Source organism: Rhizobium sp. SRI_017 (assembly GCF_057586295.1).
This window is the reverse complement of sequence record NZ_JBYCZP010000003.1, coordinates 336,562-358,066: the sequence shown is the minus strand read 5'-3', so window position 1 is coordinate 358,066 and position 21,505 is coordinate 336,562. Positions and strand designations below refer to the sequence as shown.

At 60.9% G+C, this 21,505-nt stretch carries 19 protein-coding genes; 9 read left to right on the top strand and 10 right to left on the bottom strand.

Translation table 11 applies throughout. The features are described from left to right. Positions 1-11: 11 nt before the first annotated feature. Positions 12-740 (top strand): class I SAM-dependent methyltransferase, encoded by a 729-nt coding sequence (locus AC2YI2_RS09430; RefSeq protein ID WP_487386209.1) that lies wholly within the window; start codon positions 12-14, stop codon positions 738-740. 3 nt (positions 741-743) lie between these two features. Here AC2YI2_RS09430 and AC2YI2_RS09425 read toward each other — a convergent pair whose 3' ends face one another. Then, a complete protein-coding gene (locus AC2YI2_RS09425) occupies positions 744-4,112 on the bottom strand; it encodes a YhdP family protein (RefSeq protein WP_487386208.1) in 3,369 nt (1,122 codons plus the stop codon). A gap of 104 nt (positions 4,113-4,216) precedes the next feature. Here AC2YI2_RS09425 and bcp point away from each other — a divergent pair, with 104 nt between their 5' ends. From bcp to AC2YI2_RS09400, 5 genes are all read left to right on the top strand, one after another. Beyond that, positions 4,217-4,684 (top strand): thioredoxin-dependent thiol peroxidase, encoded by a 468-nt coding sequence (gene bcp / locus AC2YI2_RS09420; protein ID WP_487386207.1) that lies wholly within the window; start codon positions 4,217-4,219, stop codon positions 4,682-4,684. Between the two features lie 44 nt (positions 4,685-4,728). Further along, positions 4,729-5,556 carry a ferritin-like domain-containing protein gene (locus AC2YI2_RS09415; protein ID WP_487386206.1) on the top strand — a complete coding sequence of 276 codons (828 nt, stop codon included), beginning with the start codon at positions 4,729-4,731 and terminating at the stop codon, positions 5,554-5,556. A 107-nt stretch (positions 5,557-5,663) separates the two neighbouring features. Continuing rightward, positions 5,664-6,980 carry a M23 family metallopeptidase gene (locus tag AC2YI2_RS09410; RefSeq protein WP_487386205.1) on the top strand — a complete coding sequence of 439 codons (1,317 nt, stop codon included), beginning with the start codon at positions 5,664-5,666 and terminating at the stop codon, positions 6,978-6,980. Positions 6,981-7,165: 185 nt separating this feature from the next. Then, positions 7,166-8,692: a DEAD/DEAH box helicase gene (locus AC2YI2_RS09405; RefSeq protein WP_487386204.1), complete on the top strand. Its 1,527-nt coding sequence runs from the start codon at positions 7,166-7,168 to the stop codon at positions 8,690-8,692. Position 8,693: 1 nt separating this feature from the next. Continuing rightward, complete coding sequence (locus AC2YI2_RS09400; protein WP_487386203.1) at positions 8,694-9,110, top strand: NUDIX domain-containing protein; 417 nt, start codon at positions 8,694-8,696, stop codon at positions 9,108-9,110. Between the two features lie 4 nt (positions 9,111-9,114). Here AC2YI2_RS09400 and AC2YI2_RS09395 read toward each other — a convergent pair whose 3' ends face one another. The 4 genes from AC2YI2_RS09395 to AC2YI2_RS09380 form a co-directional block, all read right to left on the bottom strand. After that, positions 9,115-9,438: a TfoX/Sxy family protein gene (locus tag AC2YI2_RS09395; protein WP_487386202.1), complete on the bottom strand. Its 324-nt coding sequence runs from the start codon at positions 9,436-9,438 to the stop codon at positions 9,115-9,117. 69 nt (positions 9,439-9,507) lie between these two features. After that, on the bottom strand, positions 9,508-11,721 hold the full coding sequence (locus tag AC2YI2_RS09390) for a TonB-dependent receptor domain-containing protein (protein WP_487386201.1): 2,214 nt from the start codon (positions 11,719-11,721) through the stop codon (positions 9,508-9,510). A gap of 177 nt (positions 11,722-11,898) precedes the next feature. Beyond that, complete coding sequence (locus tag AC2YI2_RS09385; RefSeq protein WP_487386200.1) at positions 11,899-13,515, bottom strand: NTP transferase domain-containing protein; 1,617 nt, start codon at positions 13,513-13,515, stop codon at positions 11,899-11,901. Positions 13,516-13,614: 99 nt separating this feature from the next. Further along, complete coding sequence (locus AC2YI2_RS09380; protein ID WP_487386199.1) at positions 13,615-15,288, bottom strand: NAD+ synthase; 1,674 nt, start codon at positions 15,286-15,288, stop codon at positions 13,615-13,617. 145 nt (positions 15,289-15,433) lie between these two features. Between AC2YI2_RS09380 and AC2YI2_RS09375 the strand changes: the two genes are divergently transcribed. Continuing rightward, positions 15,434-15,967, top strand: a complete 534-nt coding sequence (locus AC2YI2_RS09375; RefSeq protein WP_487386198.1) for a DUF1003 domain-containing protein — start codon at positions 15,434-15,436, stop codon at positions 15,965-15,967. On the opposite strand, the gene AC2YI2_RS09370 is transcribed toward AC2YI2_RS09375, so the two are convergent. Then, the gene (locus AC2YI2_RS09370) at positions 15,961-16,551 is read right to left on the bottom strand and encodes a hemerythrin domain-containing protein (RefSeq protein ID WP_487386197.1); all 591 of its coding nucleotides are present in this window, start codon (positions 16,549-16,551) and stop codon (positions 15,961-15,963) included. The two genes, AC2YI2_RS09375 and AC2YI2_RS09370, sit on opposite strands and share 7 nt — an antisense overlap. Before the next feature lie 179 nt (positions 16,552-16,730). On the opposite strand from AC2YI2_RS09370, the gene AC2YI2_RS09365 reads away from it, so the two are divergent. Beyond that, a complete protein-coding gene (locus AC2YI2_RS09365) occupies positions 16,731-17,708 on the top strand; it encodes a zinc-binding dehydrogenase (RefSeq protein ID WP_487386196.1) in 978 nt (325 codons plus the stop codon). 43 nt (positions 17,709-17,751) lie between these two features. Here AC2YI2_RS09365 and AC2YI2_RS09360 read toward each other — a convergent pair whose 3' ends face one another. Further along, on the bottom strand, positions 17,752-18,171 hold the full coding sequence (locus AC2YI2_RS09360; RefSeq protein ID WP_487386195.1) for a GFA family protein: 420 nt from the start codon (positions 18,169-18,171) through the stop codon (positions 17,752-17,754). A gap of 392 nt (positions 18,172-18,563) precedes the next feature. Between AC2YI2_RS09360 and AC2YI2_RS09355 the strand changes: the two genes are divergently transcribed. Further along, a complete protein-coding gene (locus AC2YI2_RS09355) occupies positions 18,564-19,232 on the top strand; it encodes a M50 family metallopeptidase (RefSeq protein ID WP_487386194.1) in 669 nt (222 codons plus the stop codon). Positions 19,233-19,300: 68 nt separating this feature from the next. Here AC2YI2_RS09355 and AC2YI2_RS09350 read toward each other — a convergent pair whose 3' ends face one another. The 3 genes from AC2YI2_RS09350 to AC2YI2_RS09340 all read right to left on the bottom strand — a co-directional run bounded on the left by AC2YI2_RS09350 (position 19,301) and on the right by AC2YI2_RS09340 (position 21,412). Next, on the bottom strand, positions 19,301-20,674 hold the full coding sequence (locus AC2YI2_RS09350) for a class II 3-deoxy-7-phosphoheptulonate synthase (RefSeq protein WP_487386193.1): 1,374 nt from the start codon (positions 20,672-20,674) through the stop codon (positions 19,301-19,303). Positions 20,675-20,878: 204 nt separating this feature from the next. After that, positions 20,879-21,049 (bottom strand): hypothetical protein, encoded by a 171-nt coding sequence (locus AC2YI2_RS09345; RefSeq protein WP_487386192.1) that lies wholly within the window; start codon positions 21,047-21,049, stop codon positions 20,879-20,881. Between the two features lie 120 nt (positions 21,050-21,169). Then, positions 21,170-21,412 carry a hypothetical protein gene (locus AC2YI2_RS09340; protein WP_487386191.1) on the bottom strand — a complete coding sequence of 81 codons (243 nt, stop codon included), beginning with the start codon at positions 21,410-21,412 and terminating at the stop codon, positions 21,170-21,172. Positions 21,413-21,505: the final 93 nt, after the last annotated feature.

The following is a 21,505-nucleotide window of genomic DNA, read 5'->3' as shown; positions in this document are numbered from 1 at the left end:
AAGGTGCCGCGATGCCTGACGCCCATTATGAGCTTCCGGAACTCGCGGCCCTCTATGATATCGAGAGCGAGTGGTCGGATGATCGCGATTTCTATCTGAAGCTCGCGGGAACCGAACCGATCCGCGTGCTGGAGATTGGCTGCGGCACTGGTCTGGTCGCGCGCGCCATGGCGAAGGCCGGGCATGATGTCACCGGGATCGATCCCGCAGCCGCCATGCTCGCCGTCGGCAGGCACTCACAGTTCGGCGACCGTATCCGTTGGCTGAAGGGCACAGCACAGGATTTCGCGATCGAAACCAGCTTCGACCTTATCTTCGTGACGGGCCACGCCTTCCAGGTGCTGCTCGAGGACGACGACGTCAGCCAGTCCCTCGCAAATATCCGCCGCCATCTCAAACCCGGCGGGATTTTCGCCTTCGAGACTCGCAATCCCGCTCTACCCTGGGAGACGATCTTCGAGAGCGCAGAGACTTTGCAGACCGAAACCGGTCCGGTGCCGGTCGAATGGCGCGTTCTCTGGCGGCGGGGCGAATTGGTGCGCTTCGACACCCATTACAAGCTGCCTGATGGAGAGCGCATCTCGGAAAGCACTCTGCGCTTCCTGCCGCTCGATCGCCTGACGGAGTTCCTCGAGGATGCCGGCCTCGAAACGCAGTCCCTCTACGGCGACTGGGACCAATCCCCCTTCGACGCCGAAACCTCGCGCGAGATAATTCTGGTGACCCGGCGCCGCGATTGAACGCTATTCACCGAATTCGAAGATATTGCGGAACACGCCCGGCGCGATCAGCGAGAGCGGGTTGATTGTCATTTTCGGCCCTTCATAGGGGCCCTCCAGCTTGAACGTGATGCCGAGCAGGCCCCGGTCGCGGCCGTTGCCGAGAATCGCACCGATGACCGGCAACTGTCCAAACAGGCTGTTGATGCCATAAGCCGGCATGAAAGTGCCGGTCATATCCATATTGCCGCGACGCGACCGCACGGTGCCCTGGAATGTCGCCCCCAACTGATCGCCCCGCACGATGCCGTTCTCGACCTTGATCGTGCCGCCATCCAGGATGAGACGCGCAAAGGCGCGGCGGAACTTTTGCGAACTCGTATCGATATCCGTCTTGAGCGCATCAGTGAGGCTACGTCCATCCTTGCCACCGCGCGCCGAGACGATGGCCTTGAGGCGAGCTTCGTTGATCAGCGCGAAATTGCGGATATCGATCGAGCCGCGCCATGAATCGGCATCGCGCGCCTTGAGCGTGATGTTGAGCAAGCCGCCCGTCATGTTTCGGTAGAGATCGGCGAAACGCGCAACGGCCCCGGCATCGCCGCTGGTGATTTCCATGGCGCCGCTGTCGGTATCCTTGCGGATGACGAGCGCCTGTTCGCTGGCTGTAACGGCAGACAAGGTGAGCGTCGAAATCCGGCCCGACGATGTCACCAGCCTGAGATCGAGCCCACGTAGCGATTCCTTGTTGTAGCCGACCGCCTTGTCGATCTGCGCAGTGATGATGTTGGATGCCTTCTCGCCCTCTTCATTGCTGTCCGTGGACTTTGCTTGCGCAATAAAGGGTTTCGCATCGATCGAGTTGCCAGTGACATCGATCGAGAGCCCACCACTCCTGCGTTGCAGCGTGATCGAAAAATTGTCGGCCGGCGAGAGTTTGACCCGATTGAATTTCCCGGACACGAGACCGCGCTTGTCGAGCAGCATCTCGCCCTTCGCACCGAAACCGTCACCGTCGAGCGTGAAGTCGGTAATGCGAGTCTGGCCGTCCTTCACCAGCATGACGAATTCGGCCGTCGCCTGCACGCCTGATCCCTTGCGCCAGTTGATGAAGGGAATGGAGAGCGTCGTATTCCTGAGCGATACGGTCGCGTGCTGGCCCTGCTTGGCCGCTTCGAGCTTGAGCTTGATCCCGCCCTGGACATAGGGCTTCAGCGTCGGCGCCAGTTTCAGAATCTCCGCCTCGCTCAGGTCGCCTTCGGCTTCCCATTGCCGCGCCGTCGTGTCGCCGGTTACCGGCTGCGAGAGCTTGACGTCGAAACCCATGCCGTCGATGTCGGCCTTGCCGTCAAGCGCCGCCACCGCGTTGTCGATTTTGAGCGTTCCGTTGATCTTGCCGATCTTGCGGCCCTCGATCGGCTTGCCGACGTCCACATTGTTGAGCCCAAGCGACACGTCCCACGTCGGTTTAGGCGGATTCTGGGATGGGTTCAGGCCGAACACGGCCGAGACATCGGCTGTCAGCTTGCCCTTGAGGTCGGCGGGTGTGAACGGCAGCTTGGCGGTGGCGTCGATCGGCTTGAAGCTGACATATTCCAACGCGGCGGATGCGTCGCCCCCGGCCTTGATGTCGAGCGAGCCCATGAGCGGCTTCTGGGCCGTATCCGCGATCTCGAACTTCCCGTTGGCTGCCGAAAGCAGCTTGCCCGATGGCAGCGGGATTTCGCCCTTGGTGATCTCGATCACGAGATGCCGATCCTTCATCCGGAACTTGCCCGACGTCGACGTCGACGCTGGCAATTCGCCGAGATAGTTGATGTCGAGTCCCTCGGCATCAAAATTCATGGTGAATTCGTTTTCCTGGAAGTGGAACGGGTCGGGATGTTCCGGCAACCGCCCGGCGACGAGCGACACGCCGATTTCGGCATTGCTCACCGTGCCGCCGCGGATGCGTGAGAGCACCCAGTCGCGCGGCTTGGCCGCAAACCAGAAAGGCCAGAGTTGCTTGACCGATTTGGTCGAAAGGGATTGCGACGACGCGGAGAACGTGATCGCGGGCGACTTGTCCTGGGCAAAGACCAGCTTCAGCGATCCCGTCATGCTGCCGCTGTCGGTCGCGACGGACATGGTATCGAACAGGACTTCCTTCGTCGACGGAATGAAGCTGCCAGCCAGCTTGGCATTATAGGGCTGCGGCTCCTCGCCCGCCTTCTCCGCAGTGGCGATACCGTTTTCGACGACCGCTTCGAAAGCATAGCCGGGCAGCGAACCGGGCGTCACCTTGTCAAGATCCGTGATCGCGCCGTCGAAGGGGATCATCGTCTCGCCGAGATCGATCCCACCCTCGCGGATCTCGAATTTGCTTTCGGCGAAGTCATAATCGAACAGCGCCCTGCCCGACTTGACCGGCTGCGCCGAGCCATCGGCCTGGAAGGTGCCTTGCGCGGCGGTGACAAGCAGCCGCAGGGACTTGTCGCGCGTGGAGGAGAGCGCGAACGTCAGCGGCACATCGATGCCCTGGCGGCGCTCACCGGTTGCGCGGCTATATTTCATCGCAAAGGGCTCGGTCTGGACGCCGCTGATCTTGGCTTCGATCGATTGTGCCTTGCCGCCCGATGTCGTGAAGCTAAAGGCAATGTCGGGCGAGATTCGGTCGAAGCCGAGCTTGGTCGCAAGATGATAGCTGCCGTCGTCCCTCTTGAAGTCGAAGCCGGTGAGTTTGACGGTCCGCGACGTCGGCCCCGGCAGCTTGAGCGACAGGTTCTGCGCAGTGACCGCCCGCGTGCCCGCACGGTCAAGCTGAACCGCTGCCTGATCGAGGCGACTGTAAAGGATGCCCAGCAGCACGGGAAAGGAATCTACCCGGGGCGCGGCGATCGCGATCCCCGGCCCCTCGGGAAGGAAGCTCAGGTCTCCCTCCGCAGAATCGATCTCGGCGCGCGCCAGCACGAATTTACCGCCTGCGAGTGCGACGGGATCGAGCACGGCCTTGATGGAATTGGTCTTCAGCGCCTTCACGCCCGAGGGCACATGGGTGATCTCGACATCCGCCGCCTCGAGCGCCAGCATCCAGTCGCTCGAGAACCGGAGCCGGACGGCTTTGACCTCGGGCGAGAAATCGCTGCCGAGCGAGCGCGCCATCGCCGCCTCGGCCTGCGACGTCAGCGTCTCGTCGAGACTGCCGTTCTCAAGTGCGACCCAAAACCCGCCAATGCTCAGAACTGCAAGAAAGAAAAGCAGGAAGAACAGCTTGAACAGCCGCATGGTCCAGTTCTTGCGTCGTGGAGCGGCGAGCACCGTGGCCTCGTCATGCTCGCAGGACGGCATGGCATCGAGGTGACGGAAATCACCTTTGCCGAAGACGACCTTTTCCCCGCGGACGTGATGGACCATTCAACGCATACCCTTGACGACTGAACCCCTTATGAAGGACCCATCAGGGACCATGATTCCTCCGACTTGCGCGGAGTTATCCAGACACGGGATCGATTGACAATATGACCCAACTTAAGATCGGCGATCCAGCCCCGGAATTCACGCTGCCCGGAAATGGCGTGGCGGCGCTGTCTCTTAGCGATTATCGGGGCAAAAAAGTGGTCCTCTACTTCTACCCGCAGGATAATACGCCGACTTGTACCCTGCAGGCCATCGATTTCTCCGCCAAGGCCGCGGCGTTCAAGAAAGCGGGAGCCGTCGTGATCGGAATTTCACCCGACAGCGTCAAGTCGCACGAAAAATTCTGTGCCAGGCACGATCTGACCATTCCGTTGCTCGCCGACGAGGAGCACAAGGCGATCGACGCCTATGACGTCTGGCGCGAGAAAACCACATTCGGCCGGACGTATATGGGCATCGTGCGCTCGACCTTTCTGATCGACAAGGATGGCAAGATCGCCGGCATCTGGGACAATGTACGGCTCAAGGGGCATGTCCAGGGCGTGCTCGATGCCGTGAAGGCTCTCTGAGAAAACAGATTCATTTTCTGCAGAAATCAGGCTAACCGATTCCGATGACTGGCGATTTCCCCTATTCGACCCTGCGCTCTGCGGCCATCGCCGCTGTCTCTGCCGCCGACCTCGACGAGAAGGTGCGCCTGACGAAAGCAACTGCCAAAGCCTGGTATGGACGCATGCTGTCGCTGCGCTCGCCGCTCGATCCGCCGCTGCCTGTACGGCCCGGCCGGCCGGAGAAGCCGCAACTGGTGCCGCCGAACAAGATGAAGAAGCGCTCGCTACACACCGAGCACGGCCGCATCGCGCTACTCCATGCCATCTGCCATATCGAGCTCAACGCGGTCGACCTGGCGCTCGACATCGTCGCCCGCTTCGCCGATCAGCCGGTGCCGCGCTCCTTCTTCGATGGCTGGATGCTCGTGGCATCGGAAGAGGCCAAGCATTTTGGTATGGTCCGCCAGCGGCTGCGGGATCTCAATGCCGACTACGGTGACCTGCCGGCGCATGACGGCCTCTGGGAAGCAGCTCATTCAACGCGAAACGATCTGACCGCCCGCCTCGCTGTCGTGCCCTTGATCCTCGAAGCCCGCGGCCTCGACGTCACGCCATCCATGCGCGACAAGCTGATGGAACTCGGCGATACCGAGAGCGCCGAGATCTTTTCGGTGATCTATGAGGACGAGAAGGGCCATGTCGCTGTCGGCGCCAAATGGTTCCGTTTCCTCTGCGCCCGCGAACGCAAGGATCCGGCCGCAGCTTTCCGATCGCTCGTCCGAACCAATTTCCGCGGCGGGCTGAAGCCGCCCTTCAACGATCTCGCTCGCGCTGCTGCCGGCCTGACGCCGAGCTTCTACCGCTCGCTCTCCTCCATCTCGAATGCCTGAAAATCTCGACGTAGAAGCTTTATTAACCTTAATGGATTGTAATCGCCTCCATCGGTGAAGGACGTCCGAGTCCCCCGATTTCGCACGGTCCCGTGGAGGATATCGAGTTGTCAGGCGTAAGAGCGAGCCGGAGTTTCGGAAAACGGAAGGAAAGCCACGTTCTCATTCTCGCCTGCGGCGAGAGGGTACGCCACATGACAATCCGCCCCTGGATGGCAGCGATTGCCGTTTCTCTCTTCGGCCTCTTTACCGTCGGCTATCTCACTGGGACGGCCTATCTCGTCTTTCGTGATGACCTGATCGGCGCGTCCATGGCGCGACAGGCCCGCATGCAGCACGAATACGAGGACCGGATCGCAGCGCTCCGCGCACAGCTCGATCGCATCACCTCGCGCCAGCTCCTGGACCAGCAGGTCGTGGAGGACAAGGTCGAGAAGCTGATGGAACAGCAGATGGCGCTGACCAATCGCCAGGGCAAGCTCGGCTCGGTGCTCGAACGCGCCGAGAATTCAGGCCTCGACACTGGCACGCTCGACACAACCGAAGAACAGCCGCTCGACGCTGTCGAGGAAGGCAGCGACAAGCGCGCCGCGATCGACAGTTTCGACACCCTGCTCGGCAAGACCAAGGACAAGGCGCCGAAAATGCGCGCGCTCGCCTTTGCGCCGGTTGACGACCTGGTGACCGAAGGCACGATCGCCGATCGGGCCGACAAGCTTTTCTCCAATGTGACGCTGTCGCTCAAAGGGATAGAGCAGGAGCAGCTTGCCCATATCCGCAGCCTGACCGAAGACGCCGACGATCGAACCCGCAATATCGGCAAGATCCTGACCAACACCGGGTTCAAGCTCCCGAGCAAGCTTGCCGATATCAGCGTGGATGAGGATGACGAGAACGCGATCGGCGGCCCCTATCTGGAGCCCGAATCGGCGACCGACTTCGAGAATTCGATTGCCAACCTCGACATAGCGCTGGACAAACTCGAGCACGTCAAGGCACTCGCACTCAAGTTCCCCTTTGCCAATCCCGCACCGAACCGCAAGATCACATCCCTCTTCGGCAACCGCATGGACCCGTTCTTCGGCAAGCTCGCCATGCATGCTGGCATCGATTTCCGCCAGAAGACCGGCTCCGAGGTGAAGGCAACGGGCGCAGGTGTCGTCATCCATGCCGGTACCGCCGGCGGTTATGGCATGATGGTCGAGATCGACCACGGCAACGGCATCACCACCCGCTACGGCCACCTCTCCAAAATACTAGTCAAGGAAGGTGACGTGGTCGATGCCGGTGATCTGATCGCGCTGTCGGGCTCGACGGGCCGCTCGACCGGACCGCATCTGCACTACGAGGTGCGCCGCAACGGCAGTGCCATCGATCCAATGCGTTTTCTTAATGCGGGGCTGAAGCTTACCTCTTACTTGTGAGAGGAATCGAAAGCTTCGCAAAGCCAAGCGTGGCAGATTTACCAACAGTAGTGGTAATTCGCCGCAATCCGGTGATTTTCTTGACTTCTCAGCCGTAAGGCCCTAAGTGCTGCGCCAATCTTGCGCGGCTTTGCTTCCGCTCGATTCTGTATTTCCCGACCAGAACAACCGGAAACCTCTTTCCTTTGACCACATTTCAAGACCTTGGCCTGAGCCAAAAAGTCCTCGATGCCGTAACTGACGCCGGCTACTCCATTCCGACGCCGATCCAGAAAGGTGCAATTCCCCCTGCACTTCAGCGCCGTGATATCCTGGGTATTGCCCAGACGGGTACCGGCAAGACTGCCTCCTTCGTGTTGCCAATGCTGACGCTTCTGGAAAAGGGCCGCGCCCGGGCTCGCATGCCGCGCACGCTGATCCTCGAGCCAACCCGCGAACTTGCTGCCCAGGTCGCCGAGAATTTTGAGAAATACGGCAAGAACCACAAGCTGAACGTCGCCCTCCTCATCGGCGGTGTCTCGTTCGAAGACCAGAATCGCAAGCTCGAACGCGGCGCCGATGTGCTGATCTGCACGCCGGGCCGCCTGCTCGACCATTGCGAGCGCGGCAAGCTTCTGATGACCGGCGTCGAGATTCTCGTCATCGACGAAGCCGACCGCATGCTCGATATGGGTTTCATCCCTGACATCGAGCGCATTGCCAAGATGATCCCCTTCACCCGCCAGACGCTGTTCTTCTCGGCCACCATGCCGCCGGAAATCCAGAAACTGGCCGACGCCTTCCTGCAGAATCCGGAACGGGTGGAAGTCTCCGCACCCGCCTCCACCACCAAGACCATCACCCAGCGGTTGGTCGCCAGCCATGGACTGGATTGGGAAAAGCGCGCATCGCTGCGCGACCTGATCCGCGAGGTCGAGCCCGACATCAAGAACGCCATCATCTTCTGCAATCGCAAGAAGGATGTCGCCGATCTGTTCCGTTCGCTCGAACGCCACGGCTTCGAAGTCGGCGCCCTGCATGGCGACATGGACCAGCGCTCGCGGACCAACATGCTGCAGGGCTTCCGCGATGGAAACCTCAAGATTCTGGTCGCCTCCGATGTCGCCGCCCGCGGCCTCGACATCCCCGACGTCAGCCATATCTTCAATTTCGACGTGCCTATCCATGCCGAGGACTATGTCCACCGCATCGGCCGAACCGGCCGCGCCGGCCGCCTGGGTGCCGCCTTCATGCTGGTTACCAAGCGTGACAGCAAGCATCTCGACGCGATCGAAAAACTGATCGGCGAAAAGATCGAATGGCACCACGGCGATATCGCGGCCCTGCCCGAGCGCGTGGAGAGCGAAGACAGCAGCCGCCGAGATCGCCGTCCCGCCCCCAAGGGACGCGAGCGCGACCGGAGCCGCAAGACCACGAGTGACCGTGGGAACAGACGCGAGGGTGCCTCGCTTCATAAAAGTGACATTGCGACCGATGTAGAAGCACCGGTGCGCGAACGAGTCGAAGCGACGGAGACCGAAATGCCCAGAGCCGCCCAGGCCCCCAAGAAGACCGAAGCGCCGCGCCCGGATCGCCGGCCGCATTCCCCTGCCAACGACGACAATCGCAGACGCGAAAATCGCCGCTATCATCAAAATGATGATGGCCCGACGCCTGTCGGCTTCGGCGATGATGTGCCCGCTTTCATGCTGACAAGCGCCGCCCTGAAATAATATGCAGGGTACGCCCGGCATAGATTTTCCCGGCGTGGGAACAGGTCTTGCCATCCTTCGGGATGGCAAACTGCTTTTGTACAGGCGCACACGTCCGCCCGAGGCCGGCCACTGGAATATTGTCGGCGGCAAGGTTGACCATATGGAGCATTCGGCCGACGCCTGCCGCCGCGAGGCGGAGGAAGAAACCGGCCTGACCATCGGCGGCATCCACTTCCTCACGCTGTCAGAACAGATCTTCGAAGCCGATCGGCATCATTGGGTGTCGGTCATCTACCGGACCGGAGATATAAATGGCGAGCCTCGCGTAACCGAGCCGGAAAAGCTTCCGGAATTCGGCTGGTTCCCGCTCGATGACTTGCCTGCTCCGCTGTCACGCTTCACCGTTGATGCGGTCAAGGCACTCAAAGCTTCCTGACGCTCTATTTCCCCGACCGGATCGCCGCACCGATGGCAACCTTCACCCACTTCTCCGCCTCGTCAGGATCGTCGAAGGCGCTTTCGGGCATGGTCCAATAAGGCATGGCAACTTCTTTGCCTGTCTTCCTGTGGCTGTAGCGCCAATGCCGTCCGCCCGCCTCTTCATAGAGCGGTCCGGCCTCAGCATCACCCTTCAGCATCATCTCGCCGCGCAGTTCCACGGCAATGATGCGGCCATCGACATAGACGCCCTTGCCGCCGAACATGCGCCTGATGTCGACCGGTCCCACGGCGCGGAACAGATCCTGGATATCGTCGGGATCCATGGAAGCCTCCGGAAATTATTCCATGCAATCTAGGAATATTGTCCGGAGACTGTCAAGCTGGGCAAGCGATCAGAACCGCGTGGTCGCCCCGATCATGATGGTGCGGCCGCGGCCATTGGTGATGTCAGTGAGGCTGGCCGTACCCGAACCGGCGACGAAGTAAGGCTTGTCAAAAGCGTTGTCGACGGTGAAGAACAGCTTGGCATTCTCCGTCACCTTGAACGAGCCGTAGAAGTCGACCAACGTATAAGACGGCCGCTTGATCGAATCTTCATTGTAGACTTGGAAGCTCTCACCGGTGTAGCGGACACGTCCACCAAGCGTCAGCTTCTGCTCGAAGAAGCGCATGCCGGCGTCGAGAGTGGCGTAGTCGTCCGGCAGGCGGCCGACATCGTTGCCGATCCCGGCGAATTCGGCGAGCGGCTGCTTGGTGTCGGCGATCGTCAGTGCGAATTTGCCATAGACCATTCCGGCGTCATAACCGCCTTCGAGTTCGATGCCGTCCATAGTGGTGGTGCCGGGCAGGTTCACCCAGCGCGTTTTGCCGTCGAAGGGATCAGTGGCATAGGTGATGTAGTTTTCGATCCGGTTCTTGAAATAGCCGACCTTGAGATAGGCAAGATCCTCGGCCGTGATCAGACCGTCGCCGCGCAGGTTGATGCCGACGTCGATGCTCTTCTGGCGCTCAGGCACGAGATTCGGATTGTTCTCGATCGGCGCGAGCGTGCCATCGAAATTGTGACCGCCGGGATAGAACATTTCCGACACTGTCGGCGGGCGCATCGAATGGGCATAGGTTGCGTAAAGCTGCATCCAGGGCGTCGGATCGACCGTGACGCCAAGCTTCGGATTCCAGTCGCCGCCATCGCGCGCCAACGGGCGCGGCTTGCAGTCGAGGACGGGTTCCGGGCAGCTATTGCCGTTGATATTCCAGTAGTCGTAACGCATACCCGCCGTCACGCCGAGAATGCCCCAGGTGAAGGTCGTGTCGTTGAAGGCGCCACTTTTGATCAACTGGCCGGGCGGATTGGCACCACGCTGGTCATTGCTCTCATATTGATCGGAATTGATGCCCGCCCCATAAAAGAATTTGAGCGACATCGAATCGTTCAGCTGTGCCGTGCTGGTATTGGAAATATCGAAGCCGAGCCCGGTATTGGTGCCTTGCCGACCATCGGACACGGCATCGTCCTCAATGCCTTCCATGCTGATATCGGTGATATTGGCATAAGCATTGATCTTGAGATCGATCAGGTTGTCGCCCGGCTGGTAGGCATATTTCAGCGTATAGGTCTGGTTGTTGATTTGCCAGTTGTAGCCTGCGCTCTCGACGGCGAAGGCGTTGTTGTAGAAGATCCCGCCGAGCTCGAGCGTCTGCTCGGCATCCGGCGCGTAATTGACCTTGAAGAGGCCGCCACGCGGATGTTGCGAGGCATCATAGGGATACCAGATGCCATCACCGTTCTTGAAGTTGGACTGGTCGGTGCCACTGATCGCTCCCATCACGGAAAACGAGCCGTCAATACCGATATTGGTGCGCCAGCCGCCTGCAGTCAGGCGCGAGAAGTCATAGCCATTGGTGCCGGCCTGCAACGTGACCATGCCACCATAGTCCTTGCCCGCCAGCAGAACGTCATCGATGCCGAGGGTGCGGAAGTTGGCGGCACCGGAAAGCGTACCCATCCCGTCGGCGCCGGGCGCTGCGCCGCGGGTGATATCGACGCCCGCCAGCAGGTTCTGGTCGATATAGACCATGTTGTCCATCGTCCCGGAATGACCGGACAGATTGCGGAAGGTCTGCGGCACGCCGTCGATCATCTGGTTGACGCGGCCCATGCCCTGCATGCCGCGGATGTTGACGGTGACCCCCGGCTGCTCGTCGAGCTGGCGGGTAAATGCGCCGGGAGTCATACGGATCGCGGTATCGATCTTGCCGGTCATGCGCTCTCGCACGGTCTCGGCGTCTATCACCGAAACGGCAGCCGGCTTGTCGACGATATCGGCAGGTGCTGCAGTATCGGAACCAACGACGATGCGTTTGAGCTTAGTCTCGCCCGGTGCGGCAGGTGTTGCATCATCGGCAGCCGTATCCTGCGTCGAAGCGCTGTCGGTCGCAGCTGCGTTATCCGCTGCCGCGTCCGTCGTTGCCGGGCTGACGTCGGTAGCGCTGTCGTCATCGAGAACGATCATCTCGTCCTCCTGCGCCATTGCAGGAACGGACAGAACCAATGCCGATGTCGTCCCCGACATCAGCACCGCGGCAAAAGCCACATGCAGCTTCACGGCATACCCCCGCCAAATTCACGATACTGGCCCGTGCCTGGCTTGCGTCGCGATGCGCTGGCGGTGGCGGACAAATGCCCGGGATTGATGCTCCCAGGCGAAGTTACGAATGAAGAACTTGACTTATCATGTCAAGTTATAAACCAACTCAATGGCTTGATCCGAACCGGGGAAATTTCATCCGGACAGAACGCCGCCCGCGGCAATGATTTCCTCCGGCGTATCGGTGTCAATATGCGCCGCCTCGCCAATATCGACATCGACGACCGCCAGGCCGCTGCGCTCGATCACCGGCCGCGCGCCGATATCGCCGGTGAGCTTGGAAATCGCATCAAATGTCGAGGCCGGCAGGATCACAGGATTGCCGCGCTTGCCGCCGGAGACGGCGCGTATGATCGCCCTGCCCTGCTCGCGGCGGAAAGCCGCGATCATCTCATCGAGATGCTCGCGGCGGATACCCGGCATGTCCGCCAAGACGACCAGCAATCCATCCGCGCCGTCGCGCATGGCGGCGAGCCCTGCCTTAAGGCTCGAGGCCATGCCGGTGGCGAATTCGGTATTGATCACAATTTCGGCATCGAGCGCCGAGAGCGCTTTTTCGATGTCCTCGGAGCGATAACCGGTCACGACGACGCTACGGTCGGCTTTCGACCGGAGCACCGTCTCCACGCTTTGCCGCACGAGCGGCACACCATCGAATTGGGCGAGCAACTTGTGATGTCCGGATCCGGCCATGCGGCTCGCGCTGCCGGCCGCCAGTACCACTGCCGCGACATGCAATTCCTCTGCTGTCGTCTTGCCCAGGCGCGGCAGCGGTCGCGTCGGAATTTCCATCAACAGGCCTCCCACGCCGAGGCCGGTCAGTTCTTCCGACGTCGGCGCCTCGCCGGCAAGGATCCGGTTCAGCACCCAGTCGAAGCCATTTTCCTTCGGGCTTCGCGCACAGCCCGGAGCACCGATCACCGGCTTGCCATCGACATGACCAAGCACCAGCAGATTGCCGGGATCTACCGGCAAGCCGACCTGATCAACCACGCCGCCGGCCGCCCGAATCGCTGCGGGAATGACATCCTCGGCATCCGCCACGGCCGATGCACCGAAGACGATCAGCATGTCATGACCAGTCACGAGCGAGCGGATGGCCTCGGTCACGGCCGTCGCGCTGTGGGCAACCCGCTCTTCAGCGGCGAGCAGACTGCCCGATGACGACAGTCGCGCTTCAAGGATGGCGCGAGTCTTGTCCATCACCGAGCGCTTGAGCGATGGGAGTTCGGTGGCGATCAGCGCGACCTTGCGCGCGCCATAGGGTTTCACCGCGAAGGACGATCCCTCAGTCAACAGTGCCGCTGCGCGCTCCACCGCACTGCCGGCGACGGCGAGCGGGATGATCTTGATCGTGGCGACCATGTCGCCGGCCTTGACGTCGCTGCGATCGGCGAGACAAGCCAGCGTGATCGCCGGATCGATGCGGTTGAAGCGATCGACGACATCGCGCGACGCCCGGAACAGGCCATTCACCGATGCGAATAAATTCACACGCCCAGTCGTCGCCGGAGAGAGTCTGAGATGATCGGGCGGAACGGCTGCTGCCAGTCGGCTCGCCGCCTCGTCCTCCATCAGATCATCAGGTGCGAGGCGCGCGGCGATCACCGAAGCGATCCCCATCGCCCTCAACGTTTCAACATCCTCGGCAGAGAGACAGTGGCCCTTCGAGAACCTTCCCTCGGCCCTGCGCACCGAATGCGCCAGCACCGCACCGGCCGCCTCGTCGATTGCCACTTCTCCGAATTTCATGCCCGCTCCGCTTCCTGTCCACCTGAACATAGGAAGCGGTAGGAGGTCCGTAAACAGACAGCCACGTCGAACCGACTATTTTTGACGCAGTTCTGCGCCTCAGCCCCGGTCGCGGTAGCGGTTGGTGATCGGATAGCGCCGATCGCGACCAAAATTCTTGCGCGTAATCTTGACGCCCGGCGCGGATTGCCGGCGCTTGTACTCGGCAATGTAGAGCAGGTGCTCGACCCGATGCACGGTCGTCGTATCGTGGCCGCGGGCGATGATCTCCTGGGTGCTCATCTCATGTTCGACCAGGCATTCCAGGATATCGTCGAGCACGGGATAAGGCGGCAGCGAATCCTGGTCGGTCTGGTTGGGCCTGAGTTCCGCCGACGGCGCCTTGTCGATGATGTTCTTCGGGATCACTTCGCCCGACGGCCCGAGTGCATTCGGCGGCACATGGTCGTTGCGCCAACGGGAGAGACCGTAGACCTGCATCTTGTACAGGTCCTTGATCGGATTGAAGCCGCCATTCATGTCGCCATAGAGCGTGCAGTAGCCGACCGACATTTCCGACTTGTTACCAGTGGTCACGACCATCGAGCCGAACTTGTTGGAGATCGCCATCAGGATCACGCCGCGCGCACGGCTCTGCAGGTTCTCCTCGGTGATCCCGGACTCGGTGCCCTCGAACATATCCGCCAGCGCCGACAGGAACCCCGTCACCGGCTCCTCGATCGCGACGATGTCATAGGTCGTGCCAAGCGCCTTGGCGCAGGCCTCGGCGTCAACGAGCGAGTCCTTCGAGGTGTAGCGATAGGGCATCATCACGGTGCGGACGCGCTCTTCGCCCAGCGCATCGACGGCAATTGCCGCGCAGAGCGCCGAATCGATACCACCCGAGAGGCCGAGCACCACGTTCTTGAACCCGTTCTTGTTGACGTAATCCTTGAAGCCCAGCACGCAGGCGCGGTAGTCCGCCTCGTCGATCGAGGGCAGCGGAATGTGCGGCCCGCGTTCGCAATGCCAGGTGTTGCCGCGCCGCTTCCAGGTCGTGAGAACGATGGCTTCCTCGAACTGGCTCATCTGCAGCGCCAGCGACTTGTCGGCATTGTAGGCGAAGCTCGCGCCATCAAAGACCAGTTCGTCCTGGCCGCCGAGCTGGTTGGCGAAAACCAACGGCTTGCCGGTCAGCTCGATCTGGCGGAGCACCACATCGTGTCGGACATGGATCTTGCCGCGATAATAGGGCGAGCCGTTCGGATGCAGGAAAATCTCCGCACCGTCGGCGGCCAGCGCTTCGCAGACGCCGGCATCGTTCCAGATATCCTCGCAGATCGGCACGCCGATCCGGACGCCGCGAAAATCCACGGCCTTCGGCGTGCCGCCGGAGACGAAGACGCGCTTCTCATCGAACTCGCCGTAGTTCGGCAGATCGATCTTGTCGCAGACCGCGACGATCCTGCCGCCGTCCAGCACCGCCGCCGCATTGTGTCGCCCCGTCTCACCCTGCCGAGGGAAGCCTATGACCACGCCAGGGCCGCCATCGGCGGTCTCAGCGGCAAAGGTCTCGACCGCTGACAGGCAGGCGGCCAGAAAAGCCGGCTTCAGCACAAGATCCTCGGGCGGATAGCCTGAGACGAAGAGTTCGGTGAGCAGCAGCAGGTCGGCACCCTGGCGCGCAGCATCGGCGCGCGCCTCGCGGGCCTTCGCCAGGTTTCCGGCTATATCGCCCATGGTCGGATTGAGCTGGGCGACGGCGATGCGGAGCGTGTCTTTGATCGGGGTCATGATGGCTGAGAAGTAGCGCGGCTAATTGTGGCTTGCAATGCGGGAATCATCAAACTTTCCGATCGCTTCGATCATACTTCCGCACCCATTGCAGGTGCCGGGATTATATGGAACGAGAGGATCAATAAGACCCGAGGAAACCGTCATGCAGCCGGAATTTGTGAAGCGCATTTTTGGCCGTTCGCGCGAGGAGCTCGGGGAAGCCGAGCGGCGCGTCCTGCAACACGCCCATGAGCATCGCATCGTATCGAGCAACGTTCACGAGGATTTCCAGTCCGGAGCCACCTACGGCCAGCACCTGGCCGACTCGATCGCCCGGGTCGGGGGCTCCTGGGCCTTCATCATCGGCTTCCTCACCTTCCTCGCGCTCTGGGTCATCGCCAACGCGATCCTGCTGTCACGCGATGCCTTCGACCCCTATCCCTTCATCTTCCTCAACCTCATCCTCTCGATGCTCGCAGCCATCCAGGCGCCGATCATCATGATGAGCCAGAACCGCCAGTCCGAACGCGACCGCTTCTTCGCCGCCAAGGACTATGAGGTGAACCTCAAGGCGGAAATCGAAGTCATGGCGCTTCATCACAAGATCGACGAGGCCGTGCTCAAGGAATTGCAGGGGCTGCGGGCTGATGTAGCAAGGCTGTCGGAGGAGGTGAAGCGCGGTAGTGGAGCTCAATAGCCGCCGAACTTGCGTTCGCCCTGATCGAGAAGCAACGGGATCAACAAATCCTCTTCATCCTCGAGATGGCGCATCAGTCCCTTGAGCAATGATCCTGCTTCCACGGCATAGGCGTCGCGCGTAAACGGCATGCGATCGCTGCCGGACATCAGATCCTCGTGGAAGGCATTGGCCGCCTCCGCATTGCGCTCCAGCAAGGCATGGATCTGATGGTGATCTTCTTCAAGCAGTTCGAAGCCAGAGGCAAGCCTTTGGTCGGCCGCAGCAAACAGCGGAAAATACTGGTGATCCTCGACCTGGTGATGGCCCTCGAGATCGCCGAGGAAATGATTGAGCCGCGGCGCAAACCATCGGGCAAACCGCTCCGCCGCCACCTCGCCGTTCTTGAGGTGCTCGATACCCTCGACAAGTGCCGCTCCAAAGTCGCGGAACATGTCGTGACGCTGGAGCCAGAAGGATCCGAGCTGCCCGATCGTGTGGACGGTGTTCCACTCGCCGCGCGGATATTTTGCATACAATACCCTGAGATCGTCGGGCAGGCCGGTGCGGGACATCAGACCGACGCTTTCGTCTGTGGAGTTCATCGGGTCCTGGTTCTTTCCGGCAGATTTGTGGATCGGCGAGGCTCATATAACTGTCTTAGGCAGCGCGCGCCACGAATTCCTCCGAGAGCACTTACACCGCTATCAAACACGGCCTACATTGCCGCTCGCCGGAGGTCAAAGGCGGCCTCGCCAGACAAAGAGCATGAAGGAGCGCCCCAATGCGCAGTGCCGTCCACGACACGTTCGGAAACCCTGCCGAAGTCCTGAAGGTCAGCAAAAGCCCCACCCCGCAACCGGGACCGGGCGAGGTCCGCATCCGTATGGGACTGTCGGCTATCCACAACCACGATCTCCTCACGGTGGCGGGTCTCTATGGCTACAAACCCGATCTGCCCGCGATCGGCGGTTCGGAGGCGATGGGAATAGTGGACGCACTCGGTCCCGGGGTCGAGGGCTTGAAGACCGGCCAGCGAGTGGCTGCGAGCGGCCTGCGCGGTGCCTGGGCCGAGTTTTTCATTACGTCCGCTGCGTCCGTCGTACCACTGCCGGACTCCATCAGTGACGAGACGGCAGCGCAGATGATCGCCATGCCGTTGAGCGCACTTGTCCTGCTCGAGTTTCTCGGGGTTGAGCAAGGCCAATGGGTCATCCAGAACGCGGCCACCGGAGCAGTCGCAAAAGTGCTGGCGATGATTGCACAGAGCCGTGGTATCAATGTCGTCAATGTTGTCAGGCGGGACGCCGGCATCGAGGAACTCAAGGCACTTGGCATCGGCAATGCGGTATCATCCGCCAGTGCGGGGTGGGAGGACGCGGTGCGGGCGATCACGGCAGGCGCCCCCATCGCTGCCGCCGTCGATGGTGTCGGCGGCGCCTCGGCCGGCGCTCTGATGTCGCTTGTCGGCGAAGGCGGAACGCTGGTTTCGTTCGGCGCCATGTCCGGCAAGCCGCTCGAAATCTCCGGAAGCGATCTCGTCTTCAAGCAGGCCGTCGTCAAGGGTTTCTGGCTGGCCAAGATCATGCAGACCGCCAAGCGCGAAGATATAGGCCGCTGGATGGGCGAACTCGTGCGGCTGATCGCGTCGGGCAAAGTCGCTTTGCAGACCGGCGGCATATTCCCGCTGGAGCGTATTGCCGAAGCAGCTGCTGCAAGCGCCGAAGCCGGCCGTGCGGGAAAGATCCTGCTTCGGCCCTAGAGCGCTTCATTGCTAAGCGCTCGAAGCCGGCTGTAGCGACGGCTCAGTCGGTGTTCGTCACCAGCGCAGGCGTTCCCTTCGCGTGCTGCGGTAGGCCATCATTGATCTCATAGAAGTCGCCCTTGTCCGCGCAGAAAATGTGATAGCCGGGCGTCAGCTGGGTCGGCTTGTCGAGCGAGCCGGCCTGAATGGAAATCTGCTCCTGGCCGTCATATTTCCAGAACAGCGCCGAGCCGCAATGCTTGCAGAAGCCGCGCCTGCCTTCCTTGCTCGATTGATACCAGGTAATATTCTCCGCGCCTTCAATCGTCAGATCCGTGTCAGCTACGTTGGTCGAGGCGTAATAGAGCCCCGTCTGGCGCCGGCACTGACCGCAATGACAGAAGACGATCTCGCGCATCGGCCCGTCGACCCTAAACTTGACCGCACTGCAGAGACACGCCCCCGTATGAACTTCACCCATATCCAAACCCTCCAGTTTCCAAAGGATTTGCTTCGGCCGACGCTTGAGGTCAAATGAATTGCCATCAAAGTCGATTCAATATTTCTGAAGACAATCAGCATGGCTGAATGTTGACGCGCCGCGAGGCCGGACGGGCGAGTATGACGAGAAGCCCGATCGTCACTCGGGGACACAGATCAGGACGACTCCATGTTGTTCTTTCGAAAGTTGTTTCACTTCATAGTCGCTTAGTCGTGCACGCTTGCGACCAAAAAATCGAGATTCACAGCATGCTGAAATACCGAATAGTCAATGCCTACGATCGGAATGAGCCCCCGACTTCCGGAGGACCATCACCCCGCCGACGTCCGGGCAGTGGCTTCAACGGCGGCAATTTCGGGCGTGACGCGGCGATGTCGCTCATCGCATTCGCAATCCTGCTCATCCAGTTTTCCTGGCAGTCCGCGGTGGTGCTGGCAGCCGTGATCCTCTGGCATGAATATGGCCATCTGCTTTCCTATCAGCTCACGGGACGGCGCGGAAATTCCATGATGCTGGTTCCGTTCCTCGGCGGCGTCGCGGTCGCCGGCGCGCCGCACAAGAATGAGTTCGAGCGCGCCTTCTGCGCTCTGGCCGGCCCGGGCATCTGCGCGCCGGTCACAGCCGCCGCTTTCGGGCTGTGGTACTGGACGGACAATCCCATCGTTTCCGACTGGGCCTGGCGCACCCTCTATTTCAGCGCGGCGCTGAACCTGCTCAATTTGCTGCCGATCTATCCGCTGGATGGCGGTCACGCGGTCGAGTCCTTCCTCCGGACCTATCGGCCGAACGACGTGCCGACGCTGATGATGACCTTCTCGGTCGCCGGCATCGCGGCGATCGGCTATGCCGGCTACTACCAGACCTGCATCATCCTCGCGCTCTTTGCGCTCATCTCGCTCAGATCGCTGAACACCCGCTCGCGGCTTCCCAAGCTCACGACCCATGAGACATTGCTGATTTCAGCAGGTTACGCCGTGGTCGCAGCCGTCCATGCGTTGGGCTTCTACTTCATCCTCAACCCGCCACCCGTTTTCCACTGAGCGCGACGGAAGAGATGAAACAAAAAAGGCGCCCAGAGGCGCCTTTCTCTCGTTGGTTTGCGTGACGCTCAGGCGTTGACGGCAAGCTTCCGCTCGTCGCGGCCACTCTTGAGCTTCTCGGCCAGCAGGAAGGCCAATTCGAGTGCCTGGTCGGCGTTGAGGCGCGGGTCGCAATGGGTGTGGTAGCGATCCTGCAGATCCTCGGCCGAAACCGCGCGGGCGCCGCCGGTGCATTCCGTCACGTCGTTGCCGGTCATTTCGATATGGATGCCACCGGGATGCGAGCCTTCCGCGTAATGAATCGCGAAGAAGTTCTCGACCTCCGTGAGGATCCGGTCGAACGGTCGGGTCTTATAGTTGTTGAGCGTGATCGTGTTGCCGTGCATCGGATCGCAGGACCAGACGACCTTGCGGCCTTCGCGCTCGACGGCGCGGATGAGGCGCGGCAGGTGCTCGGCGACCTTGTCGTGGCCGAAGCGGCAGATCAGCGTCAGCCGGCCCGGTTCGTTGGCCGGGTTGAGGATGTCGATCAGCTCAAGCAGGCCGTCGGCTGTCAGCGAAGGGCCGCATTTGAGACCGATCGGGTTCTTGATGCCGCGGCAATATTCGACATGGGCATGGTCAGGCTGACGTGTGCGGTCGCCGATCCAGATCATGTGGCCAGACGTGGCATACCAGTCGCCCGAGGTCGAATCGACGCGCGTGAAGGCCTGCTCGTAACCGAGCAGCAGCGCCTCGTGGCTGGTGAAGAAATCGGTTTCGCGGAGCGCGTGGTTGTTTTCGGAATTGATACCTATCGCCGCCATGAAATCCATCGTCTCGGAGATACGGTCGGCGAGCTTCTTGTATTGCTCACCCTGCGGGCTGTCCTTGACGAAGCCCAGCATCCACTTGTGGACGTTGTCGAGATTGGCATAGCCGCCCATCGCAAAGGCGCGCAGCAGATTGAGCGTCGCGGCAGACTGGCGATATGCCATGATCTGGCGCTCCGGATCCGGGATGCGGGCCTCGGGTGTGAATTCAATGCCGTTGATGATGTCGCCGCGGTAGCTCGGCAGCTCGACGTCACCCTTCTTCTCGATGCCGGACGAACGCGGCTTGGCGAACTGGCCGGCAATGCGGCCGACCTTGACGACCGGTTGCTGTGCGCCGAACGTCAGCACGACGGCCATCTGCAGGAAGGCGCGGAAGAAGTCGCGGATCGTGTCGGCGCCATGCTCGGCGAAGCTCTCGGCGCAATCACCGCCCTGGAGCAGGAAACCCTGACCTTCGGAAACCTTGGCGAGCGAGGCCTTCAGACGCCGCGCCTCGCCTGCAAAAACGAGCGGAGGAAACTTGGCGAGACGGGCTTCCGTGGCATCGAGTGCAGCCATGTCCGGATAGTCCGGAACCTGCTGAATGGGCTTATTCCTCCAGCTTGTCGGGTTCCAATTCTGTGCCATCTTACTCACCTGTCTCGTCAATGGTCGTGTTCTGTCGTGCCCCGGCTCTCGGCGGGGTTCGCGGCTATATATATTTTGATAACGAAATTGCAAATCACTTTAATCGGCAATGGCCTGAAGGCCTCGGCTTTGGACGCAGGCAGTGATGACGGGCAGATCACGGACTTCGGGCGCCGCATGGCGGCGCGGCGCCCGATCTAATCGCTACTTGGCCAGTTCCGCGGCGGCAAAGGCGAGTGCCGCCAGCGCGATCAGAGGAAACATCAGCAGGGTCAGAAACCCGCCACCGCTTCTCTGTGTTTCGAGCTGCCGATCGTCGATACCTGTCCAACCGTCGGGGCCAACCGCTATGTCAGTCTTGGCACGCGTGTTCATGGTCTCTTCCTCCAAGGGATCAAAGGCACGCACCGATACCAACATTCAGGCATTGCTCCTCCAAGCGAACCTGAACTACGGAATATGTTGGTATTCGTAAAAGCTAAAATAACAGAAAAATCAGGAAACACAAACGGCGCGCGCGGACGCGGCTTCTGTAAACCGCTCTACTTCCTTGATTTTCCGACGATTCTTTTGTTCGGCATGCTCGCCGGAAACCAGCCGTGAGACAAGCGGAACCGACCAACCGAGCCCTTTCCATTCGCCCCCTTCGAGTGGATCGGCAAAGGCGTCACGCCGCGTCTCGGACTTCGTCGCGAGGGCATTAGACTGCGTCCAGATCATGCTCCATTGAATGTCCATCACACCTTCTCCTTCGTTGAGCTGGTACTGAACTAATGTCCGAGGGCGGGTGATTGTAGACGCGCTGGTGAAAGGTGCATTTCATCCATGCAA

Bases quoted from the DNA above. Each gene is read 5' to 3' on its own strand.
- AC2YI2_RS09350 (WP_487386193.1), bottom strand. From the start codon at position 20,674: ATGGCACAGAATTGGAACCCGACAAGCTGGAGGAATAAGCCCATTCAG.
- AC2YI2_RS09375 (WP_487386198.1), top strand. From the start codon at position 15,434: ATGCAGCCGGAATTTGTGAAGCGCATTTTTGGCCGTTCGCGCGAGGAG.
- AC2YI2_RS09430 (WP_487386209.1), top strand. From the start codon at position 12: ATGCCTGACGCCCATTATGAGCTTCCGGAACTCGCGGCCCTCTATGAT.
- AC2YI2_RS09360 (WP_487386195.1), bottom strand. From the start codon at position 18,171: ATGGGTGAAGTTCATACGGGGGCGTGTCTCTGCAGTGCGGTCAAGTTT.
- AC2YI2_RS09365 (WP_487386196.1), top strand. From the start codon at position 16,731: ATGCGCAGTGCCGTCCACGACACGTTCGGAAACCCTGCCGAAGTCCTG.
- AC2YI2_RS09340 (WP_487386191.1), bottom strand. From the start codon at position 21,412: ATGGACATTCAATGGAGCATGATCTGGACGCAGTCTAATGCCCTCGCG.
- AC2YI2_RS09415 (WP_487386206.1), top strand. From the start codon at position 4,729: ATGACTGGCGATTTCCCCTATTCGACCCTGCGCTCTGCGGCCATCGCC.
- AC2YI2_RS09345 (WP_487386192.1), bottom strand. From the start codon at position 21,049: ATGAACACGCGTGCCAAGACTGACATAGCGGTTGGCCCCGACGGTTGG.
- AC2YI2_RS09380 (WP_487386199.1), bottom strand. From the start codon at position 15,288: ATGACCCCGATCAAAGACACGCTCCGCATCGCCGTCGCCCAGCTCAAT.
- AC2YI2_RS09385 (WP_487386200.1), bottom strand. From the start codon at position 13,515: ATGAAATTCGGAGAAGTGGCAATCGACGAGGCGGCCGGTGCGGTGCTG.
- AC2YI2_RS09425 (WP_487386208.1), bottom strand. From the start codon at position 4,112: ATGGTCCATCACGTCCGCGGGGAAAAGGTCGTCTTCGGCAAAGGTGAT.
- AC2YI2_RS09355 (WP_487386194.1), top strand. From the start codon at position 18,564: ATGTCGCTCATCGCATTCGCAATCCTGCTCATCCAGTTTTCCTGGCAG.
- AC2YI2_RS09370 (WP_487386197.1), bottom strand. From the start codon at position 16,551: ATGAACTCCACAGACGAAAGCGTCGGTCTGATGTCCCGCACCGGCCTG.
- AC2YI2_RS09400 (WP_487386203.1), top strand. From the start codon at position 8,694: ATGCAGGGTACGCCCGGCATAGATTTTCCCGGCGTGGGAACAGGTCTT.
- AC2YI2_RS09395 (WP_487386202.1), bottom strand. From the start codon at position 9,438: ATGGATCCCGACGATATCCAGGATCTGTTCCGCGCCGTGGGACCGGTC.
- bcp (WP_487386207.1), top strand. From the start codon at position 4,217: ATGACCCAACTTAAGATCGGCGATCCAGCCCCGGAATTCACGCTGCCC.